Annotated in this window: 15 protein-coding genes; 5 read left to right on the top strand and 10 right to left on the bottom strand. The window is 58.7% G+C overall.

Annotation, left to right across the window (positions count from 1 at the left end):
* Positions 1–43: 43 nt before the first annotated feature.
* The 3 genes from AB7M26_RS09805 to ppk2 all read right to left on the bottom strand — a co-directional run bounded on the left by AB7M26_RS09805 (position 44) and on the right by ppk2 (position 3,909).
* Positions 44–1,165 (bottom strand): AI-2E family transporter, encoded by a 1,122-nt coding sequence (locus tag AB7M26_RS09805; RefSeq protein WP_123497143.1) that lies wholly within the window; start codon positions 1,163–1,165, stop codon positions 44–46.
* An 82-nt stretch (positions 1,166–1,247) separates the two neighbouring features.
* The gene (locus tag AB7M26_RS09810; RefSeq protein WP_123497145.1) at positions 1,248–3,035 is read right to left on the bottom strand and encodes a SulP family inorganic anion transporter; all 1,788 of its coding nucleotides are present in this window, start codon (positions 3,033–3,035) and stop codon (positions 1,248–1,250) included.
* A gap of 49 nt (positions 3,036–3,084) precedes the next feature.
* Complete coding sequence (ppk2, locus tag AB7M26_RS09815) at positions 3,085–3,909, bottom strand: polyphosphate kinase 2 (protein ID WP_123497147.1); 825 nt, start codon at positions 3,907–3,909, stop codon at positions 3,085–3,087.
* A gap of 327 nt (positions 3,910–4,236) precedes the next feature.
* Here ppk2 and AB7M26_RS09820 point away from each other — a divergent pair, with 327 nt between their 5' ends.
* From AB7M26_RS09820 to AB7M26_RS09830, 3 genes are all read left to right on the top strand, one after another.
* Positions 4,237–5,580 carry an MFS transporter gene (locus AB7M26_RS09820; RefSeq protein WP_123497149.1) on the top strand — a complete coding sequence of 448 codons (1,344 nt, stop codon included), beginning with the start codon at positions 4,237–4,239 and terminating at the stop codon, positions 5,578–5,580.
* 122 nt (positions 5,581–5,702) lie between these two features.
* Positions 5,703–6,914, top strand: a complete 1,212-nt coding sequence (locus AB7M26_RS09825; RefSeq protein WP_123497151.1) for a benzoate/H(+) symporter BenE family transporter — start codon at positions 5,703–5,705, stop codon at positions 6,912–6,914.
* A 113-nt stretch (positions 6,915–7,027) separates the two neighbouring features.
* Positions 7,028–8,296 (top strand): OprD family porin, encoded by a 1,269-nt coding sequence (locus AB7M26_RS09830; RefSeq protein ID WP_123497153.1) that lies wholly within the window; start codon positions 7,028–7,030, stop codon positions 8,294–8,296.
* A gap of 131 nt (positions 8,297–8,427) precedes the next feature.
* Here AB7M26_RS09830 and dctM read toward each other — a convergent pair whose 3' ends face one another.
* The 4 genes from dctM to AB7M26_RS09850 all read right to left on the bottom strand — a co-directional run bounded on the left by dctM (position 8,428) and on the right by AB7M26_RS09850 (position 13,022).
* The gene (gene dctM, locus AB7M26_RS09835) at positions 8,428–9,711 is read right to left on the bottom strand and encodes a C4-dicarboxylate TRAP transporter large permease protein DctM (RefSeq protein ID WP_123497155.1); all 1,284 of its coding nucleotides are present in this window, start codon (positions 9,709–9,711) and stop codon (positions 8,428–8,430) included.
* Positions 9,708–10,340 (bottom strand): TRAP transporter small permease, encoded by a 633-nt coding sequence (locus AB7M26_RS09840; protein WP_123497157.1) that lies wholly within the window; start codon positions 10,338–10,340, stop codon positions 9,708–9,710. The genes dctM and AB7M26_RS09840 overlap by 4 nt, the downstream gene beginning before the upstream one ends.
* Before the next feature lie 71 nt (positions 10,341–10,411).
* Positions 10,412–11,407 carry a TRAP transporter substrate-binding protein gene (locus AB7M26_RS09845; RefSeq protein WP_123497159.1) on the bottom strand — a complete coding sequence of 332 codons (996 nt, stop codon included), beginning with the start codon at positions 11,405–11,407 and terminating at the stop codon, positions 10,412–10,414.
* A 160-nt stretch (positions 11,408–11,567) separates the two neighbouring features.
* A complete protein-coding gene (locus AB7M26_RS09850; protein ID WP_123497162.1) occupies positions 11,568–13,022 on the bottom strand; it encodes a TrkH family potassium uptake protein in 1,455 nt (484 codons plus the stop codon).
* 248 nt (positions 13,023–13,270) lie between these two features.
* On the opposite strand from AB7M26_RS09850, the gene AB7M26_RS09855 reads away from it, so the two are divergent.
* Entirely contained in the window at positions 13,271–13,960 is a 690-nt protein-coding gene (locus AB7M26_RS09855; protein ID WP_123497226.1) for an energy-coupling factor ABC transporter permease, read from the top strand.
* 63 nt (positions 13,961–14,023) lie between these two features.
* Positions 14,024–14,239, top strand: a complete 216-nt coding sequence (locus AB7M26_RS09860; RefSeq protein WP_007938959.1) for a hypothetical protein — start codon at positions 14,024–14,026, stop codon at positions 14,237–14,239.
* A gap of 9 nt (positions 14,240–14,248) precedes the next feature.
* Here the strand turns inward: AB7M26_RS09860 and yacG are convergent, their stop codons facing one another.
* Genes yacG through AB7M26_RS09875 form a run of 3 tightly spaced genes read right to left on the bottom strand, consistent with a single transcriptional unit; the run spans position 14,249 to position 15,938 of the window.
* Complete coding sequence (gene yacG, locus AB7M26_RS09865) at positions 14,249–14,449, bottom strand: DNA gyrase inhibitor YacG (RefSeq protein ID WP_077750267.1); 201 nt, start codon at positions 14,447–14,449, stop codon at positions 14,249–14,251.
* On the bottom strand, positions 14,446–15,069 hold the full coding sequence (coaE, locus tag AB7M26_RS09870; RefSeq protein ID WP_123497164.1) for a dephospho-CoA kinase: 624 nt from the start codon (positions 15,067–15,069) through the stop codon (positions 14,446–14,448). The genes yacG and coaE overlap by 4 nt, the downstream gene beginning before the upstream one ends.
* Entirely contained in the window at positions 15,066–15,938 is an 873-nt protein-coding gene (locus AB7M26_RS09875) for a prepilin peptidase (protein ID WP_123497166.1), read from the bottom strand. The genes coaE and AB7M26_RS09875 overlap by 4 nt, the downstream gene beginning before the upstream one ends.

Below are 15,938 nucleotides of genomic sequence, written 5' to 3' on the forward strand. Positions count from 1 at the left end.
GGATTTCTTCAGCCGTTTTTTCTGGCATGCCTATGGGGGTTTATCAGCGAATATCTTCTACCGCCGTATCAGGTCCTTGATTATCTGGCCCGGGCTCTTGCGCTTGATCCACCCATTCCCAGAACAGCTGATAGCCGACCGCGAGTATCACAGGGCCGATAAACAGGCCGAGGATACCGCCCGTGACCATGCCACCCAAGGCGCCGATCAGCACCACGGGCATCGGCACATCGACACCACGACCCAGCAGCAGCGGTTTGAGGACGTTATCGACCAATCCCGCGATGAAGACATAAATGGCAAACACAATGGTCGCCGTACTGGCACCTTCGCTCATGAAAACAAAGACGATGACCGGAAGGGTAATCAGGGTTGCCGGTAATTGCATGATGCCAAGAAGCAGCACCGCCAAGGCGAGAAGGCCGGCGCCGGGGACGCCCATGAATACAAAGCCGATGCCCACCAACAGCATCTGGATGAACGCGATGCCGACCACCCCCAATGCCACTGCCCGGATGGTGGCGGTGCACAGATCGGCGATTTTCGGCCCCTTGATCGGACCGCTGAAGCGCGAAACGATTTGCACCGCGCTGCGGTGGCCGCTCTCGCCATACGCTAAAAAAATACCGGCAATAATCAGGGCGACGATGAATAAAAGGAGCCCCATGCCGACACCCGCAAGCTTGCTCAGCAGGGAGAGGCTGACACCTTTGATCTGCGGCATGAACTTGTGTGCCAGATCGGGCAGGTCAGTGGTGGCTTGCGCCCACAAGTTATAAAGAGGTTCGCCCACCAGTGGCCAGCTGGCTATCGCATCGGAGGGTGGCGGAATATGGAAACTGTCGGTTTTGACCATGGTCATGACCCTTTCCACCGAATCCGCAAGTGAGGCTCCCAATAAATAAATAGGCACCATAAGAATACTGATGACGATGAATACGATCAGCGTCGCGGTGATCCCGTCCTTGTTTCCCAGCTTGCCTTTGAATCTGATCTGCAAGGGGTAGAGGGTGATTGCCAGGATCACCGACCACAGCATCAGGTCGAGGAACGGGCTGAATATCTGAAAGCAGAACATCACCAGAACGGCAATCACTCCGGCACGAATCAGTACATCGAGCAGGTCTCGGGAAAAAACCTTTTCGAGAAGGGGTATGGGAACCATGGATTACCTCCTGTAGAGAGTGGCAAGGGCCTGCATTTGGTAAGTCCGGCCCTGGTCGCAAGTGAGCCGGTGAACATGTCGCTCAGCGACTCTTGTCATCCCGACCCATCCAATCCACCGGATGTATCGCGAGATAGCTGTCGACTGCAGAGCCTATTGTTGGAAAGAACGCTGTTTCGCCAAGCCGCGCAAAAAGCCCGAATCGCTTCAGCTTGTCCTTGACCGGGTCCTTCATCTCGGCCACGCACAACTTGATACCCGCCGCGTGCAACGTTTCATCAAGTTCCGCCAACATGTCGGCGGAGGTCACGTCCACGCTGGTGACGGGTTCCGCCGCAACAACCAGCCAGCGCACTGGCGTAGGCGATGCGGCCACGGCGTCCAGCACTCGGTCATGGAACAATTCGGCGTTGGCGAAAAACAACGGCGCATCCCAGCGAAACAGGACCAGGCCGGGTACAAGGCGCGCGTCGGGATAGCGCTTGATGTCGTGATAACCCTTCACGCCGTCCGCGCGTCCCAGGACGGCAGAGTAAGGACGCCAGCCATCCCACAGAAATTCGATGACGGCGATCACGATGGCCAGGCCGATCCCCTCGATCGCACCCAGCACGGCCACGCCGACGGTGCAGACGATTGACAACCAGAACTCCCAACGCTGGATTCGATAAATGCGTCGCAGGTCGCTGACCTCAATCAGGCCGATGGCGGAGGCGATCACCACCGCAGCAAGTGCGCTGGTAGGTAAGTCCTTCAACAGGTCCGGCGCGACCATTAGCAACATGGCAACCGCAAGCGCGCCGACGACTCCGGTCAACTGGGTTTTGGCGCCTGCGGCTTCGGCCACGGGCGTACGGGACGAACTGCTGCAAATCGGAAAACCCTGAAACAATCCGGCGGCGAGATTGGTAAAACCGAGCCCCACCATTTCCTGGTTCGGGTCCACATAGGTACGGCTTCGTGCCGCATAGACACGTGAGAGCACGCTGGTATCGGCGAACGAAACCAGGGCAACGGCGCAACCACCGATCAGGACGGGGACGATGTCGTCCCTGGTGATCCAGGGGATGGCGAACGCAGGCAGGCCTTGTGGAAGAGAGCCGAGGACTGACACTCCCGCGCGCGCTGCAAGGTCCAGCACACCCACAACGACGGTCGCTCCCACCACGGCGATCAAAATGCCCGGCACGCGCTTGTTGCCCTTGAGCAAAAGAATCACGGCCAAGGTGGCTGCGCCGACCATGAAGGCGGTCCAGTTGGTTTTCCCCTCCATTACCGCCGTAGCGATCGCCCACAGGTTTCTCAGCGGGCCATCGGACTCAATCGAAAAACCGAAAAGCTTGGGCAGTTGGCTGATCAATACCGTCAGCGCGATCCCGTTCATGTACCCGTAGCGGATCGGTTTGGAAAGAAGCTCCGTGACGAAGCCCAGGCGCGCGATGCCAGCCAGGATGCACACAGCCCCCGATACGATCGCCATCATGCCCGCAAGGGCGATTGCACGATGCGGGTCGCCACCGGACAGTGGCAGGACGACTGCGAGAATGACGGCCGCCAGCGAGGAATCGGGCCCCAGCACCAGAATTCGGCTGGGGCCGAACAGCGCATACGCGAGTAGCCCGACGATGGTCGCGTAAAGGCCATAGATGCCGGGTACGCCCGATGCCACTGCGTAGGCGATGCCGACAGGTACCAACATCGTGGTCAGCACCAGTCCGGCCACGAGGTCGTGCCGCAACCAGGTTATTTTGTAACCGCGCAGCGTGCGTAGTCCGGGAAGCCAGCGACTCCAACCGGTGTCGCCGCCGGTGTTGCGATGGGCAATGCGGCCCGGTTCCGGGACGGGAGGCGAAGCATCCGAATGGCTCATAGGACTGTGGCCCTTTGGTGTACAGCGCAGATCCGCTTGAACGTGCCGGTCAGAACTTTTCCGGAATTCGCCGCAACGGATAATCCGGTTCACGATAGCCGCCTGATTTCTGCCGCTTGGGCAAAATCACCTTCTCGCGCGGTACATTCTTGTACGGAATACGGCTGAGCAAATCAGAGATGATGTTGAGGCGGGCCCGCTTCTTGTCGTTCGAGTTGGCCACAAGCCACGGAGCATGATCGGTGTCGGTCGCCTTGAACATGTCATCACGTGCGCGGGAGTAGTCGTACCAGCGGCTGTATGACTTGAGATCCATTGGCGTCAGTTTCCAGATTTTGCGGCCATCCTTGATCCGCGCCTCGAGCCGACGGGTCTGCTCCTCTTCGCTGACCTCCAGCCAATACTTGAACAGCATGACGCCCGAGTCGACCATCATGCGTTCCATCAGGGGGGCCAGGGCCAGGAAACGGGTCACCTGCTCATCGGTACAAAATCCCATCACACGCTCGACCCCTGCGCGGTTGTACCAACTGCGATCGAAGATCACCACTTCGCCAGCCGCTGGCATGTGCGCCAGGTAGCGCTGTATATACATCTGGCTCTTCTCGCGATCGGTCGGGGCCGGTAGCGCCACCACCCGAAAGACACGCGGGCTCACCCTCTCAGTGAGCGCCTTGATCGTCCCACCCTTGCCGGCGCCATCGCGCCCCTCGAAGACGATACAAATCTTGATGCCCTTTTGTTTCACCCATTCCTGCAACTTGACCATTTCGACATGCAGTCGGCGTAACTGCTCAAGATAGTCTTTGTTCTTCAGTTTCAAGGGTTCAGCGGAGTTGCTTTTAACAGGGGTTTTCTTCTTGTCCTTTGCCATGACCCAAGCCTCACCTATGCCAGTCGCTGACTGCCGATAGATAGACCCTGCAGGTGCAGCTATCAGCTTGCAGATCGCGCATTGCTTCGAGCAAACCTGGCGTCAGTCGTGGACGGCCCTCTGCTCTTGACGTTCAACTTCATCACTAACCGCGTGAGTCTAGTCCATGAATCAACCCTCTACAGGGTTGCTACAGGGCCTTGCACAAAACGGATAACGATCTGCGCAAAGCGGCTATTGCCCCGTGCCCGGCGTCTCTACCCTCGGCTGTACGGACGTTAGCCGCGTTACCGACTCTTAAAAAAACAACAACAAGAGATAGATGCCATGCGCAAGATCGACGTACATGAGGTGATCGACAACGCTCGATTCAACCGCTTTCACTGGATGGTGCTGTTCTGGTGCGCCCTGATCATCATCTTCGACGGATACGATTTGGTGATCTACGGCGTGGTGTTGCCGATGCTGATGAAAGAGTGGGGGCTCAGTCCCCTGCAAGCTGGCGCGCTGGGAAGTTATGCACTGTTCGGGATGATGTTCGGCGCGCTGTTTTTCGGCCCGCTGTCAGACAAGATTGGCCGCAAGAAAGCCATCACCCTGTGCGTGATGCTCTTCAGCGGTTTTACCGTGCTCAATGGTTTTGCCCGTAACCCCACCGAGTTTGGCCTCTGCCGGTTCGTTGCCGGGTTGGGCATTGGCGGGGTGATGCCCAATGTCGTGGCGCTGATGAACGAGTACGCGCCGAAAAAAATCCGCAGCACGCTGGTGGCGATCATGTTCAGCGGCTACTCGGTGGGCGGCATGCTCTCGGCGGGGCTCGGCATCGTGCTGATCCCCAGTTTCGGCTGGCAGTCGGTGTTTTACGTGGCGGTGCTGCCGTTGCTGTTGTTGCCGTTGATCATGTACTTCCTGCCTGAATCGGTGGGTTTCATGCTGCGTCAGGGGCGTAATCAAGAGGCGCGCAACGTTCTGGAGCGGGTTGACCCGGCTTACGTTGCACTCGCCAGCGATCAGTTGCACATGAGCGAAGTGAAGGGCACTGGCACCCCGGTGTTGCAGCTGTTCCGTGAGGGGCGTGCGTTGCGCACGCTGATGCTGTGGCTGGCATTTTTCTGCTGCTTGCTGATGGTCTACGCCTTGAGTTCCTGGCTACCGAAACTGATGGCCAACGCCGGTTACAGCCTGGGCTCGAGTCTGTCGTTCCTGCTGGTGCTCAACTTCGGCGCCATTTTCGGCGCGGTCGGCGGCGGAATGCTGGGCGACAAGCTCAACTTGCCGCGCGTGTTGGCGGTGTTCTTCGTCGTGGCTGCGGTATCGATCACCTTGCTGGGCTTCAACAGTCCGATGCCGGTGTTGTACCTGCTGATCGCCCTTGCCGGCGCCACCACCATCGGCTCGCAGATTCTGCTGTACGCCTGCGCCGCGCAGTTCTACTCAATGACCATTCGCTCCACCGGTTTGGGCTGGGCGTCGGGCATCGGCCGCAACGGCGCCATCGTCGGCCCACTGCTGGGCGGTGCCTTGTTGGGGATCAGCCTGCCACTGCAACTGAACTTCATGGCGTTTGCCTTGCCGGGTGCGGTGGCCGCCCTCGCCATGACCGTGTTCGCCATCAGCAGTCAGCGCAGCGCCAAAGGTGCCACCCAGACGCTGGCGCCGACCAGCGCTTGAGCCAGGCAGCGGTCGGCACGGCGTCATGCCGTGTCGCCTGCCTGGTCACCCGCACTTTTTTCCGAACAAGAGCGGCCGGGCCTGTGCCACGGATCGCCTGACGAGTCTTGCGGCGAGGTTTCATGAAAGCGTTAATTCAGGACTTTTCCCTGTCTGCTGCCGTCGCCGGATTTATCGCCACGGTGATTTCCTACGCAGGCCCCTTGGTGATCATCTTTCAGGCCGCCGAGACCGCACACCTCTCGCGGGAAGTGTTGTCGTCCTGGGTCTGGGCGATTTCCATCGGCAGCGCCGTGCTCGGTATCGGTTTGAGCCTGCGTTACCGCGTCCCGGTGATCATCGCGTGGTCGGCACCGGGCTCTGCGTTGCTGGTGGCACTGTTGCCGGGAATCTCCATGCCGGAGGCGGTGGGCGCTTACCTGGTCAGCAGCCTGATCATTTTCCTGGTCGGCGTGTCGGGGGCGTTTGACCGGATCATCGGCAAACTGCCCGCGGCGATTGCGGCGGCGATGCTGGCGGGGATTCTGTTCAGCTTCGGCACGGGGTTGTTCGTCTCGTTGCAAGGCAAGCCATTGCTGGTGCTGGCGATGTTTGCCACGTACCTGATCTGCAAGCGGGTGATGCCGCGCTATGCGGTGTTGATGGTGCTGCTGGTGGGCTGTTCGATGGCGTTTCTTTCCGGTGATTTGCACCGCGAAGCGCTGGTGATCGGTTTGGCCACGCCGGTGTGGATCACCCCCGCGTTCAGCTTGAGTGCAACGCTGAATGTCGCCTTGCCGCTGGTGATGGTGGCGCTGACCGGCCAGTTTGTTCCCGGCATGGCGGTGCTGCGTGCCAGCGGTTACACAACGCCGGCCGGCCCGATCATCGCCAGCAGCGCGTTGGGCTCTGCGCTGTTGGCACCGTTCGGTTGTCACGGGTTGAATCTGGCGGCGATTACCGCCGCCATTTGTACCGGTCGCGAGGCCCATGAAGATCCGCGCAAACGCTATGTGGCCGGGGTCGTGGGCGGGCTGTGTTACCTGGTGCTGGGGATCTTCGGTGCCACGCTGGTTTCGTTGTTTTCGGCGTTCCCCAAGGAACTGATCGCAGCCCTGGCCGGGCTGGCGCTGTTCGCCGCGATAGCCGGGGCGTTGGCCGGCGCAATGGCCGTGCCGAGTGATCGCGAAGCCGCGCTGGTGACCTTTCTCACCACCGCCTCGGGCATGTCGCTGTTTGGTTTGTCCGCCGCTTTTTGGGGGCTGATTTTCGGCATGGTCACGCACGTGCTGTTGAGTGCCCGGCGTCCCGCACCGGCGACTCAAGCGGCCCCTGCGCAGGAGGTGGCGCGCTGACCGAGTAAGTAATCGCAACCCCGATCCTTATCCGTTTTTAACCATCCCCCGTGGCGAATCCGCCACGGGTGGAGCACTTCAACCTGTCGATCAATAACAATAAGAGAACAGCGATGAAACAGATTTTTCCAGCAACCGGTTCAGTGTTGTCCCTGGCGGTCGTCTCGGGTTTTTCCGGTGGCGTGATGGCCGCCGAGGGCGGCTTCATCGAAGACACCACGGCCACCTTGCAGGCGCGTAACTACTACTTCAGTCGGGACTTTTCCGACATCGTCGGGGCCAATCAACAGTCGAAGGCCGAAGAGTGGGCGCAAGGCTTCATCCTCAACGTCAAATCCGGTTATACCCAGGGCCCGGTCGGTTTTGGTGTGGATGTCATCGGCCTGCTCGGCCTCAAACTCGACAGCAGCCCGGACCGGGTCAATACCGGTTTGCTGCCGGTGCACGATGATGGTCGCGCGGCAGATGATTACAGCCGTCTGGAAGGTGCGCTGAAGATGCGTTACTCCAGGACCGAGCTGAAAGTGGGGGAGTTGCAACCCAACGTGCCGGTGCTGGCCTTCAGCGATATCCGGCTGCTGCCGCCCAGCTATCAGGGCGCAAGCATCAGCTCCAATGAAATCGATGGCCTGACCTTGCAAGGCGGCCACTTGAATTCGACCAGCCTGCGCAACGAAGCCGGCGACGAAAAGATGCAAGCCATGCTCGGTCATGTACCGCAGCGTCAGGTCAGCAGCGATGGTTTCAACTTTGCTGGCGCCGACTACGCCTTCAATGACAAGCGCAGTTCGGTCAGTGCCTGGTTCGGGCAATTGGAAGATATCTACAACCAGCGCTTTCTCGGCCTCAAACACAGCCAGCCGATGGGCGACTGGACCCTGGGTGCCAACCTCGGCTACTACGATTCGCGCGAAGACGGCAAAAAGTTGCTGGGCAATATCGACAACCAGGCGTTCTTCTCGTTGCTGTCGGCCAAGCGCGGCGGCCACACGTTTTATGTCGGCTATCAGGGCATGTTCGGCGACAGCGCCTTCCCGCGGGTGTTTGCCAACATCTCACCGCTGGGCAACGAGGTGCCGACCTACGAGTTCGCCTACACCGATGAACGCTCCTGGCAAGCGCGTTACGACTACGACTTCGCGGCCCTCGGCATGCCCGGCCTGACCAGCACCGTGCGTTACATCACCGGCTATAACGTCGACACCGGCAAGGGCTTTGAAGGCAAGGACCGCGAGCGCGATCTGGATATCGGCTATGTGCTGCAGAGTGGCAGCCTCAAAGGCCTCGGCATCCGTGTTCGCAATGTGATGGCGCGTTCCAACTACCGCAGCGATATCGACGAAAACCGCCTGATCCTCAGCTACACGTGGAAGCTGTTATGAGCCCGGGTGCAGTCACCTATGGCTTCGTACGTTACGCGATGGGTCTGGCCCTGATGGTCGACATGCTCCATGGCGCATGCCGTCCACCCGGCCAAGACCTTCCAGCGCAATGTTGGGGCCTGGTTGCTCGTTTACGTCATCCCCAGCGAGTTCGGCAGAACCAGAGAAATCCACGGGACATAGGTAATCAATACCAGGAACAGCAGCAGGATGATCAGCCAAGGCATTGCTGCACGAATGGTGGCGGTCAGTGACATGCCGGTCACCGCCGATGTGACAAACAGGTTCAGGCCCACGGGCGGCGTAATCAGACCGATCTCCAGGTTCACCACCATAATGATTCCCAAATGAATCGGGTCGATTCCCAACTTCATGGCAATCGGGAACATGATCGGCGCCAGGATCAGGATGATTGCCGAGGGCTCCATGAAGGCGCCAGCCACCAACAACACGATGTTCACCACGAGCAGGAATGTCACCGGTGTCAGGCCCGCGCCGATGACCCAGGCGGTGATTTGTTGAGGTAATTGCTCGGTGGTCAGTACGTGGGCGAAGAGCATGGCGTTGGCGATGATGAACATCAGCATGATGCTCAGCTTGGCAGATTCGAGCAGTACCTTCGGTATCTCGCGAAACGACATGTCCTTGTAGACGAACAGCGCAATGAATGCCGCATAGACCGCTGCCACGGCCGCCGCCTCGGTCGGGGTGAACATTCCGGAGTAGATGCCGCCCAGGATGATGAACATGAGCAGCAAGCCCCAAATGGCCTTGCGTGCCGCACTCAACCATTCACGAACAGTCGCCCGTGGCATGGCAGGCAAGTTTTTCCTCACGGCGACGACGTAGATGGCCACCATCAGCGCTGTACCCAGCAGCAGGCCTGGCACCACGCCGGCCATGAACAGCTTGCCGACCGAGGTTTCCGTCGCTGCGGCATACACCACCATCACAATAGAAGGAGGAATAAGAATCCCCAGGGTGCCGGCGTTGCACACAATACCGGCACCGAACGCCTGTGGATAACCGGAGCGGACCATCCCGGCAATGGCGATGGAGCCCACGGCAGCTACCGTTGCGGGGCTTGAGCCAGACAACGCGGCGAACAGCATGCACGCCAGCACCGCCGCGATGGCCAGGCCGCCGCGAATATGCCCAACGCACGCGTTGGCAAAGTCGATCAAGCGCCGCGCCACCCCTCCCGTGGTCATGAAGGCACCGGCCAGCAAAAAGAACGGGATGGCCAGCAACGTGTAATGTTCGGAGGTCTCGAACAGCTTGATGGCCAGTGAGCGCACGGAGTCAGGGCTGAAAAAGATGATCGTCAGCGAACCGGCCAGGCCAAGGGAAATGGCGATCGGCACGCCGATAAACATCAGCGCGAACAGGGCAGCAAAGAGGAAGAGAATAGTCATTTTTTGTCATCCTCATGCTCGGTCAGTTTCATCACCTCCGCGGCCTCGTCGGCCAGGCCCAGGCCCGTTTGACGGTTTTGCACGATGCGCACCAGGATTTCGGCAAAGCGGATGAACACCAAGGCAAAACCCACCGGCACAATCAGCCCGATGTGCCATTGCATGATGCCGTAATGACCGAGGTCCTCGGCACCGATGCCGGCGATGAACAAGGTTTGAATCCATTCGAAACTGGCGACGCTGAGCAGGCCCGCATAAACCAGACTGCAGAGGCAGGCAATGATGCCAATGATTCGCTGAACCGGTTTGCTGGCCAGTTTCACCAAGGCATCGACACCAATGTGCCCGGCCGTGCGCACGCCATAGGACAGGCCAAAAAAGATCAACCAGGCGAACAAGGCCTTGGTCAGCGATATGCTCCACGTCATGGCTTGGGCCATCCCCATGATACTGTCGCCAATCGCGAACAAGGGTTCACTGGCGCTCTGCCACTGCTCGGCGAGGCTGTAGAAAACGCTATAGAGATTGTTAAGGATGACGTAGACGAACGTTACCAGCGTCATTGCCGCCAGCAGGAAGACGATAAAACCTTCTTCGAAGTGATCCCAGATTCGCCGTAAGGCATTCATGAGTGGCATCTCCCGATCGAGTGACGACGATGAAACAGGGGCCGCCCTTTCAGGCGGCGCCCGCCGGCAGATTACTGAGCCTGGTTGGCGGCTTCGGCGGCCTTGATCAGGTCGGCACCGATATCACCTTCAAACTTCTTCCAGACCGGTTTCATTGCTTCGCGCCACTCGCCACGTTGCTCTGGGGTCAGGGTGATGATTTCAGTGGTTTTGGCGTTGATGATGTTCTGTTTGGCATCCTGGTTCAGTTTCTCTGCGTCTTTGTTCACCTGAGTGGTGACCTCGACGATGATCTTGTCCAGTTCGTTTTTTGTATCCGGCGGCAGGCCACTCCAGAACTTGGTGTTGGTGATCAACATGTAATCGAGCAAGCCATGGTCGGATTCAGTGATGAACTTTTGCACTTCGTGCATTTTCTGGCTGTAGATATTCGAGTAAGGGTTTTCCGCGCCATTGACGACACCGGTCTGCAAGCCCTGATAGACCTCGGCGAAGCTCATTTTGCGAGGGTTGGCGCGCACCGCCTTGAATTGCTCTTCAAGCACGGCCGAAGCCTGCACGCGGAATTTCAAACCACGGGCATCGCCCGGTTTACGCAGCGCCTTATTGGCGGACAACTGCTTCATGCCGTTGTGCCAATAGGCCAGACCGGTGATGTTTTTGCTTTCCATGGACTTGAGAAGCCCCTGGCCTTCAGGGCTTCGCTGGAAGCGGTCGACTGCCGAGATGTCGTTGAACAGGAAGGGCAGATCGAACAATTGCAGCTTGGGTGTGTATTGCTCGAATTTGGCCAGCGACGGCGCAATCATCTGCACATCGCCCGACAGCAGCGCCTCCATTTCCTTGCCATCACCAAACAGCGAAGAGTTTGGATAAACCTCTACCTTGACCTTGCCGGACAGGCGTTCTTCGACGAGTTTCTTGAACAGCAGGGCGCCTTGGCCTTTAGGCGTTTGTTCGGCAACCACGTGAGAAAACTTGATAACGACTGGATCAGCCGCCAGCGCCAGGCTCGACGAGCCCAGCGCGAGTGTGCAGGCGAGCGCGCTCCACAATGATTTGAGCATTTGGACGTTCCTCTTGTTTTAGTTCTCGTGCCGTTCATGTCTGAAACGCGTTTGCACGGTGGACAAGAGGAGTCTAGGCAATAAATCACCATTGGTCGTCAGGGTAGGGGGCGTTCTCAATTGATTCCCGGCGCGGCGGGGAAACTCATTGAGAACGCCCCTAGTACTTCCAGAAAACCGGGATAAACAACACCAGAACAGTGAGGATCTCCAGTCTTCCCAGCAGCATGCCAATGGTCAGCAGCCATTTGGCCGAATCGGGCAGTGTCGAGAAGTTACCTGCCGGGCCAATGATCGAACCAAGGCCAGGCCCCACGTTACAGACGGCGGTGGCCGCGCCACTCAATGCCGTGGTCCAGTCCAGGCCGATGAGCGCCAACCCCATGGCGATCGCCCCGATGGTGATGGTGAAAAAGAATGAAAACGTCAGGAGTGAGCGGGCGATATCTTCATCGATGGGGCGATTGTTGTATTTCTTCTGGATGACGGCGCGAGGATGAATCAATTGTTTCAGGCTGCCCATGAGCAGGGCGCCAGCCACTTGAAAACGGAAGATTTTAAGACCGCCGGCAGTGGAGCCGGAGCAGCCGCCGACAAAGGTCAGATAAAAAAACAGCAACACGGAGAAGCTGCCCCATAACGTGTAATCCCCTAGCGCCACCCCGGTCGTCGTGACCACCGACGTCACGTTGACCGCCACGATCCGGAACGCGTCCCACCAGCCGTACTCGCTGTTCAAGCACAGCCAGGTGCCGAACAGCAGCCAGGTGATGAGCAAAAAACCAATGAAGCCGCGTACCTGATGATCGTTGAACAAGGCCTGTTTATTCCCGCGCACCATGCTCACGTACAGCGTAAAAGGCAGGCTGCCCAAAATCATGACAACCACCGACACCCAATGAATGGCCGGTTGCGTCCAGTGCGCCAGAGAAGAATCGGAGGTGGAAAATCCTCCTGTAGAAATCAGCGCCATTGCATGGTTGATGGCTTCGAACGGCGTCATTCCGGCTATCCACAGGGCCAGCGTGGAAACAGCGGTAAGCCCGACATACAGCCCCAGAATATATTTGGCGGCGACATGGGAGCGTGGTGTGACCTTCTCTGACCAGTCGGATGATTCGGTCTGGAACAGCCGCATCCCCCCAACCCGCAATAGTGGCAGGATGGCCACGGCCATGCCGATGAAGCCGATCCCGCCCAGCCAATGCAGCATTGAACGCCAGATCAGCAATCCGGGGGAGGCGGTGTCCAGACCGGTCAGAATGGTCGATCCGGTGGTGGTGATGCCGGACATCGTTTCAAAAAAAGCGTCGGTGTAGCTGATGTTCTGGATAAAGACCATGGGCAATGCGGCAAACATGCAGACGACCACCCAGCTGGCGGTCGTCAGCATGTACATATCGCGGGGACGCAACTGAGCGTTTTCAGGACGTCCCTTGTTGATCAGCAGCAGCCCGGAGACCACGGTGATCAGGATTGACCACAGAAAGGCTGACATCTCATCGTTGCGTTCATAGATCACCAGCGTGAGCAGCGGTATCGCCATGCTCACTGCCAGTGTGATCAAAAAAATACCCAGGATGAAACCGATAAACCGCAATACCGCAATGGACATAAATAATGCCTGTCTTATTAGCGCCGCGCAGTATCGATCGGCTTGTCGTTTTGTCTCGTAAAGTTTGCGTAACTTTTTTTTCGCTCCCTCGGATTTTCTATTCGTCGGGGTGGACGCGCGATACGGCCATTCAGAATCGCCGGTATAGACTGAGAGCTATCACGACGGGAGAGACGCGTGAAATATAGAACAGTGTTGCTGCTCAGTCTTTTGCTTTTATGGGCCCAGGCGCCGAAGAAGGCACGCCCATGATCGGCGCCGAACTGCTATCACCACAAAGCCTTACAGTTGGCTGGCTTATTTACGTGCCGGCAGTGATCTGGGCTGTCTGTCGAGCACCCTGGGTCGAACTGTTCAGCGACAGCCGCCGCCAGCATCTATTGTTCGGCACGGTGTTCGCGCTGTTCATGCTCTGGCTGGTGCGACGGGACTTCGACACCGGCGTGTCCTATCACTTCATCGGCATGACGGCGGTGACGTTACTGCTGGATTGGCCGTTGGCGATTGTCGGCGGATTGGTCGCGCAAACGGGATTGGTCCTGCTGGGGCGGCAGGACATGGCGGCGATGGGGGTCAACGGCGCGCTGCTGATTCTGCTGCCGGTGCTGGTCACCGAGTGCTGCGCCATCCTGGTGGAGCGCGCGCAGCCGCGTAATCCCTTTGTGTACATTTTTTGTTCGGGTTTTTTTGCCGCTGCGTTGTCGGCCCTGTTGTGCCTGATTCTGGCGCTCACGCTGCTGTGGTACGACGAACGTTTCGCCATGCCGTACTGGCTGACAGATTTTGTCGGCTACCTGTGGCTACTGATTTTCCCGGAAGCCTTTATCAACGGCATGGTGGTCAGCGCATTGGTGGTGTTCTGTCCCGAATGGCTGGAGACGTTCAATCGCACCCGCTACCTTTCGGCGCCCTGGAAAGACGACGATCCCAAATCTTGATCCACATCAAATCCAAAAAACGTTGCCGAATCCATGCTCTGGAAAACCTTCAGGAGCAATGGCATGAGTGTGTATGAGTGGGCCCGGCAGGAGTTGCGTCAGAGTCTGGATGTGGCGCAAGAGGTGGGCTTCGATCCGGGATTGAGCCTGCGCGCCTTGCTCAGTGCGGTAGTGCAGCAGAGCAAGGCGGTACGCAATATAGAAGACCTGGCCGATGAGTTGCGGTTTCTCGCCGAGAACCTCGACGAGGGCCAGGACTATGGCTTTATGCGGCCCTGAGGGGCGGGATCAGTGGCGCGGGTCGAAGTCTTCGCTGAACATTTCGTCTTCGGCATCCGGGCTCACCGGGATCTTGTGTTCTTCCGACGCCCAGGCGCCCAGGTCGATCAGTTTGCAACGGTCTGAACAGAATGGCCGGAACTTGTTCTCCGGGCTCCATTCGACAGGGGCGCCACAGGTTGGGCAATCGACGGTAGGGGTTTGGCTCATGACTGGCCTCCACGCAAAGTAAGGTAAAAATGATGCAGGCGTTCGACCTCGCTGTGCAGCCAGGCGAGGTCGCGGTCGTTGACCACCACATCGTCGGCATGGCTCACGCGGTCCTGTCGGCTGGACTGGGCCTTGAGGATCGCCTGGACCTGCTGTTCGCTGGTCTGGTCACGCTGCAGGGTGCGTTCGATCTGTAACTGTTCCGGGGCATCGATCACCAAAACCCGTTGGGTCATGGCGTACTGCCCGGACTCGATCAGCAGCGGCGAAACCAGAATCGCATAAGGCGATTGTGCCTTGGCCAGATGGTGAGTGATTTCTTCGGCGATCAGCGGATGCAACAGCGCTTCGAGCCAGCGGCGTTCATCCGGCACTTCGAAGATCAGCTTGCGCAGCGCCGCACGATCCAGTTGGCCGTCGGCTTGCAGCACGCCGGGGCCAAAGTGCTCGGCGATCTTCGCCAGTGCCGGGCGACCGGGTTCTACCACCCAGCGAGCCGCATGATCGGCGTCCACCACGTGCACGCCCAGATCGATGAAGTGCTGGGCGGCCGCGCTTTTGCCGCTGCCGATGCCGCCGGTCAGACCGAGAATCCAGGGTTTTTCCACAGGGGTATTCATTTCAAACCGACAAACTGCCAATAGAAGCCGGTTATTTGACCACCCCAGAGCAAGGCAATCCAGCCGGCAATCGCCAGATAGGGGCCAAAGGGCAGCGGAGTCGAGGTTTTCGCATCCCGCAGGCGCAGCAAAATCACCCCGATGACGGCGCCCAGCAGCGATGACAGCAGGATGGTCAGCGGCAGGATCTGCCAGCCGCCCCAGGCGCCGAGCATCGCCAAGAGCTTGAAGTCGCCGTAGCCGATGCCGTCCTTGCCGGTGATCAGCTTGAACAGCCAGAACACCGTCCAAAGCGCCATATAGCCGGCCACCGCGCCCCAGAGCGCGTCATGCAGTGAGACGAAGAGCCCGAAACTGTTGACGATCAACCCCAGCCATATCAACGGCAGCACCAGCACGTCCGGCAACAGCTGGTGTTCGGCGTCGATCAGGCTCATTGCCAACAGGCCCCAGCTTAGGACCAGCACCATGCAGGCCTGCCAACCGAAGCCGAAGTGCCAGGCGACGAACGCCGACAGCACGCCGCAAGCCAGTTCGGTCAGCGGGTAACGTTTGCTGATCGGCGTCGCGCAGTTCGAGCATCGCCCGCGTAAAAACAGATAACTGAGCAGGGGAATGTTTTCCCACGCTCGAATCCGATGGCCACAGTCGGGGCACTCGGAGTGAGGCAGTATCAGGTTGTAAGCCGGGCCGGGGGCTTCGGGTGGCAAATCCAGGACGTCATGGGCTTGCAAGCGCCATTCACGCTCAAGCATTTTCGGCAGGCGCCAGACCACCACGTTGAGAAAACTGCCGATCAGCAAACCGATCACCCATGCGGTGATCACGAAGGCCAGCGAGTTGTGACTCAGAAATTCGTTCAAGGACAT

It is taken from the genome of Pseudomonas sp. F-14 TE3482 (assembly GCF_053629455.1).

Coding starts and splice junctions, on each gene's coding strand:
- AB7M26_RS09805 (WP_123497143.1), bottom strand. CDS start 1,165: ATGGTTCCCATACCCCTTCTCGAAAAGGTTTTTTCCCGAGACCTGCTC.
- AB7M26_RS09810 (WP_123497145.1), bottom strand. CDS start 3,035: ATGAGCCATTCGGATGCTTCGCCTCCCGTCCCGGAACCGGGCCGCATT.
- ppk2 (WP_123497147.1), bottom strand. CDS start 3,909: ATGGCAAAGGACAAGAAGAAAACCCCTGTTAAAAGCAACTCCGCTGAA.
- AB7M26_RS09820 (WP_123497149.1), top strand. CDS start 4,237: ATGCGCAAGATCGACGTACATGAGGTGATCGACAACGCTCGATTCAAC.
- AB7M26_RS09825 (WP_123497151.1), top strand. CDS start 5,703: ATGAAAGCGTTAATTCAGGACTTTTCCCTGTCTGCTGCCGTCGCCGGA.
- AB7M26_RS09830 (WP_123497153.1), top strand. CDS start 7,028: ATGAAACAGATTTTTCCAGCAACCGGTTCAGTGTTGTCCCTGGCGGTC.
- dctM (WP_123497155.1), bottom strand. CDS start 9,711: ATGACTATTCTCTTCCTCTTTGCTGCCCTGTTCGCGCTGATGTTTATC.
- AB7M26_RS09840 (WP_123497157.1), bottom strand. CDS start 10,340: ATGAATGCCTTACGGCGAATCTGGGATCACTTCGAAGAAGGTTTTATC.
- AB7M26_RS09845 (WP_123497159.1), bottom strand. CDS start 11,407: ATGCTCAAATCATTGTGGAGCGCGCTCGCCTGCACACTCGCGCTGGGC.
- AB7M26_RS09850 (WP_123497162.1), bottom strand. CDS start 13,022: ATGTCCATTGCGGTATTGCGGTTTATCGGTTTCATCCTGGGTATTTTT.
- AB7M26_RS09855 (WP_123497226.1), top strand. CDS start 13,271: ATGATCGGCGCCGAACTGCTATCACCACAAAGCCTTACAGTTGGCTGG.
- AB7M26_RS09860 (WP_007938959.1), top strand. CDS start 14,024: ATGAGTGTGTATGAGTGGGCCCGGCAGGAGTTGCGTCAGAGTCTGGAT.
- yacG (WP_077750267.1), bottom strand. CDS start 14,449: ATGAGCCAAACCCCTACCGTCGATTGCCCAACCTGTGGCGCCCCTGTC.
- coaE (WP_123497164.1), bottom strand. CDS start 15,069: ATGAATACCCCTGTGGAAAAACCCTGGATTCTCGGTCTGACCGGCGGC.
- AB7M26_RS09875 (WP_123497166.1), bottom strand. CDS start 15,938: ATGTCCTTGAACGAATTTCTGAGTCACAACTCGCTGGCCTTCGTGATC.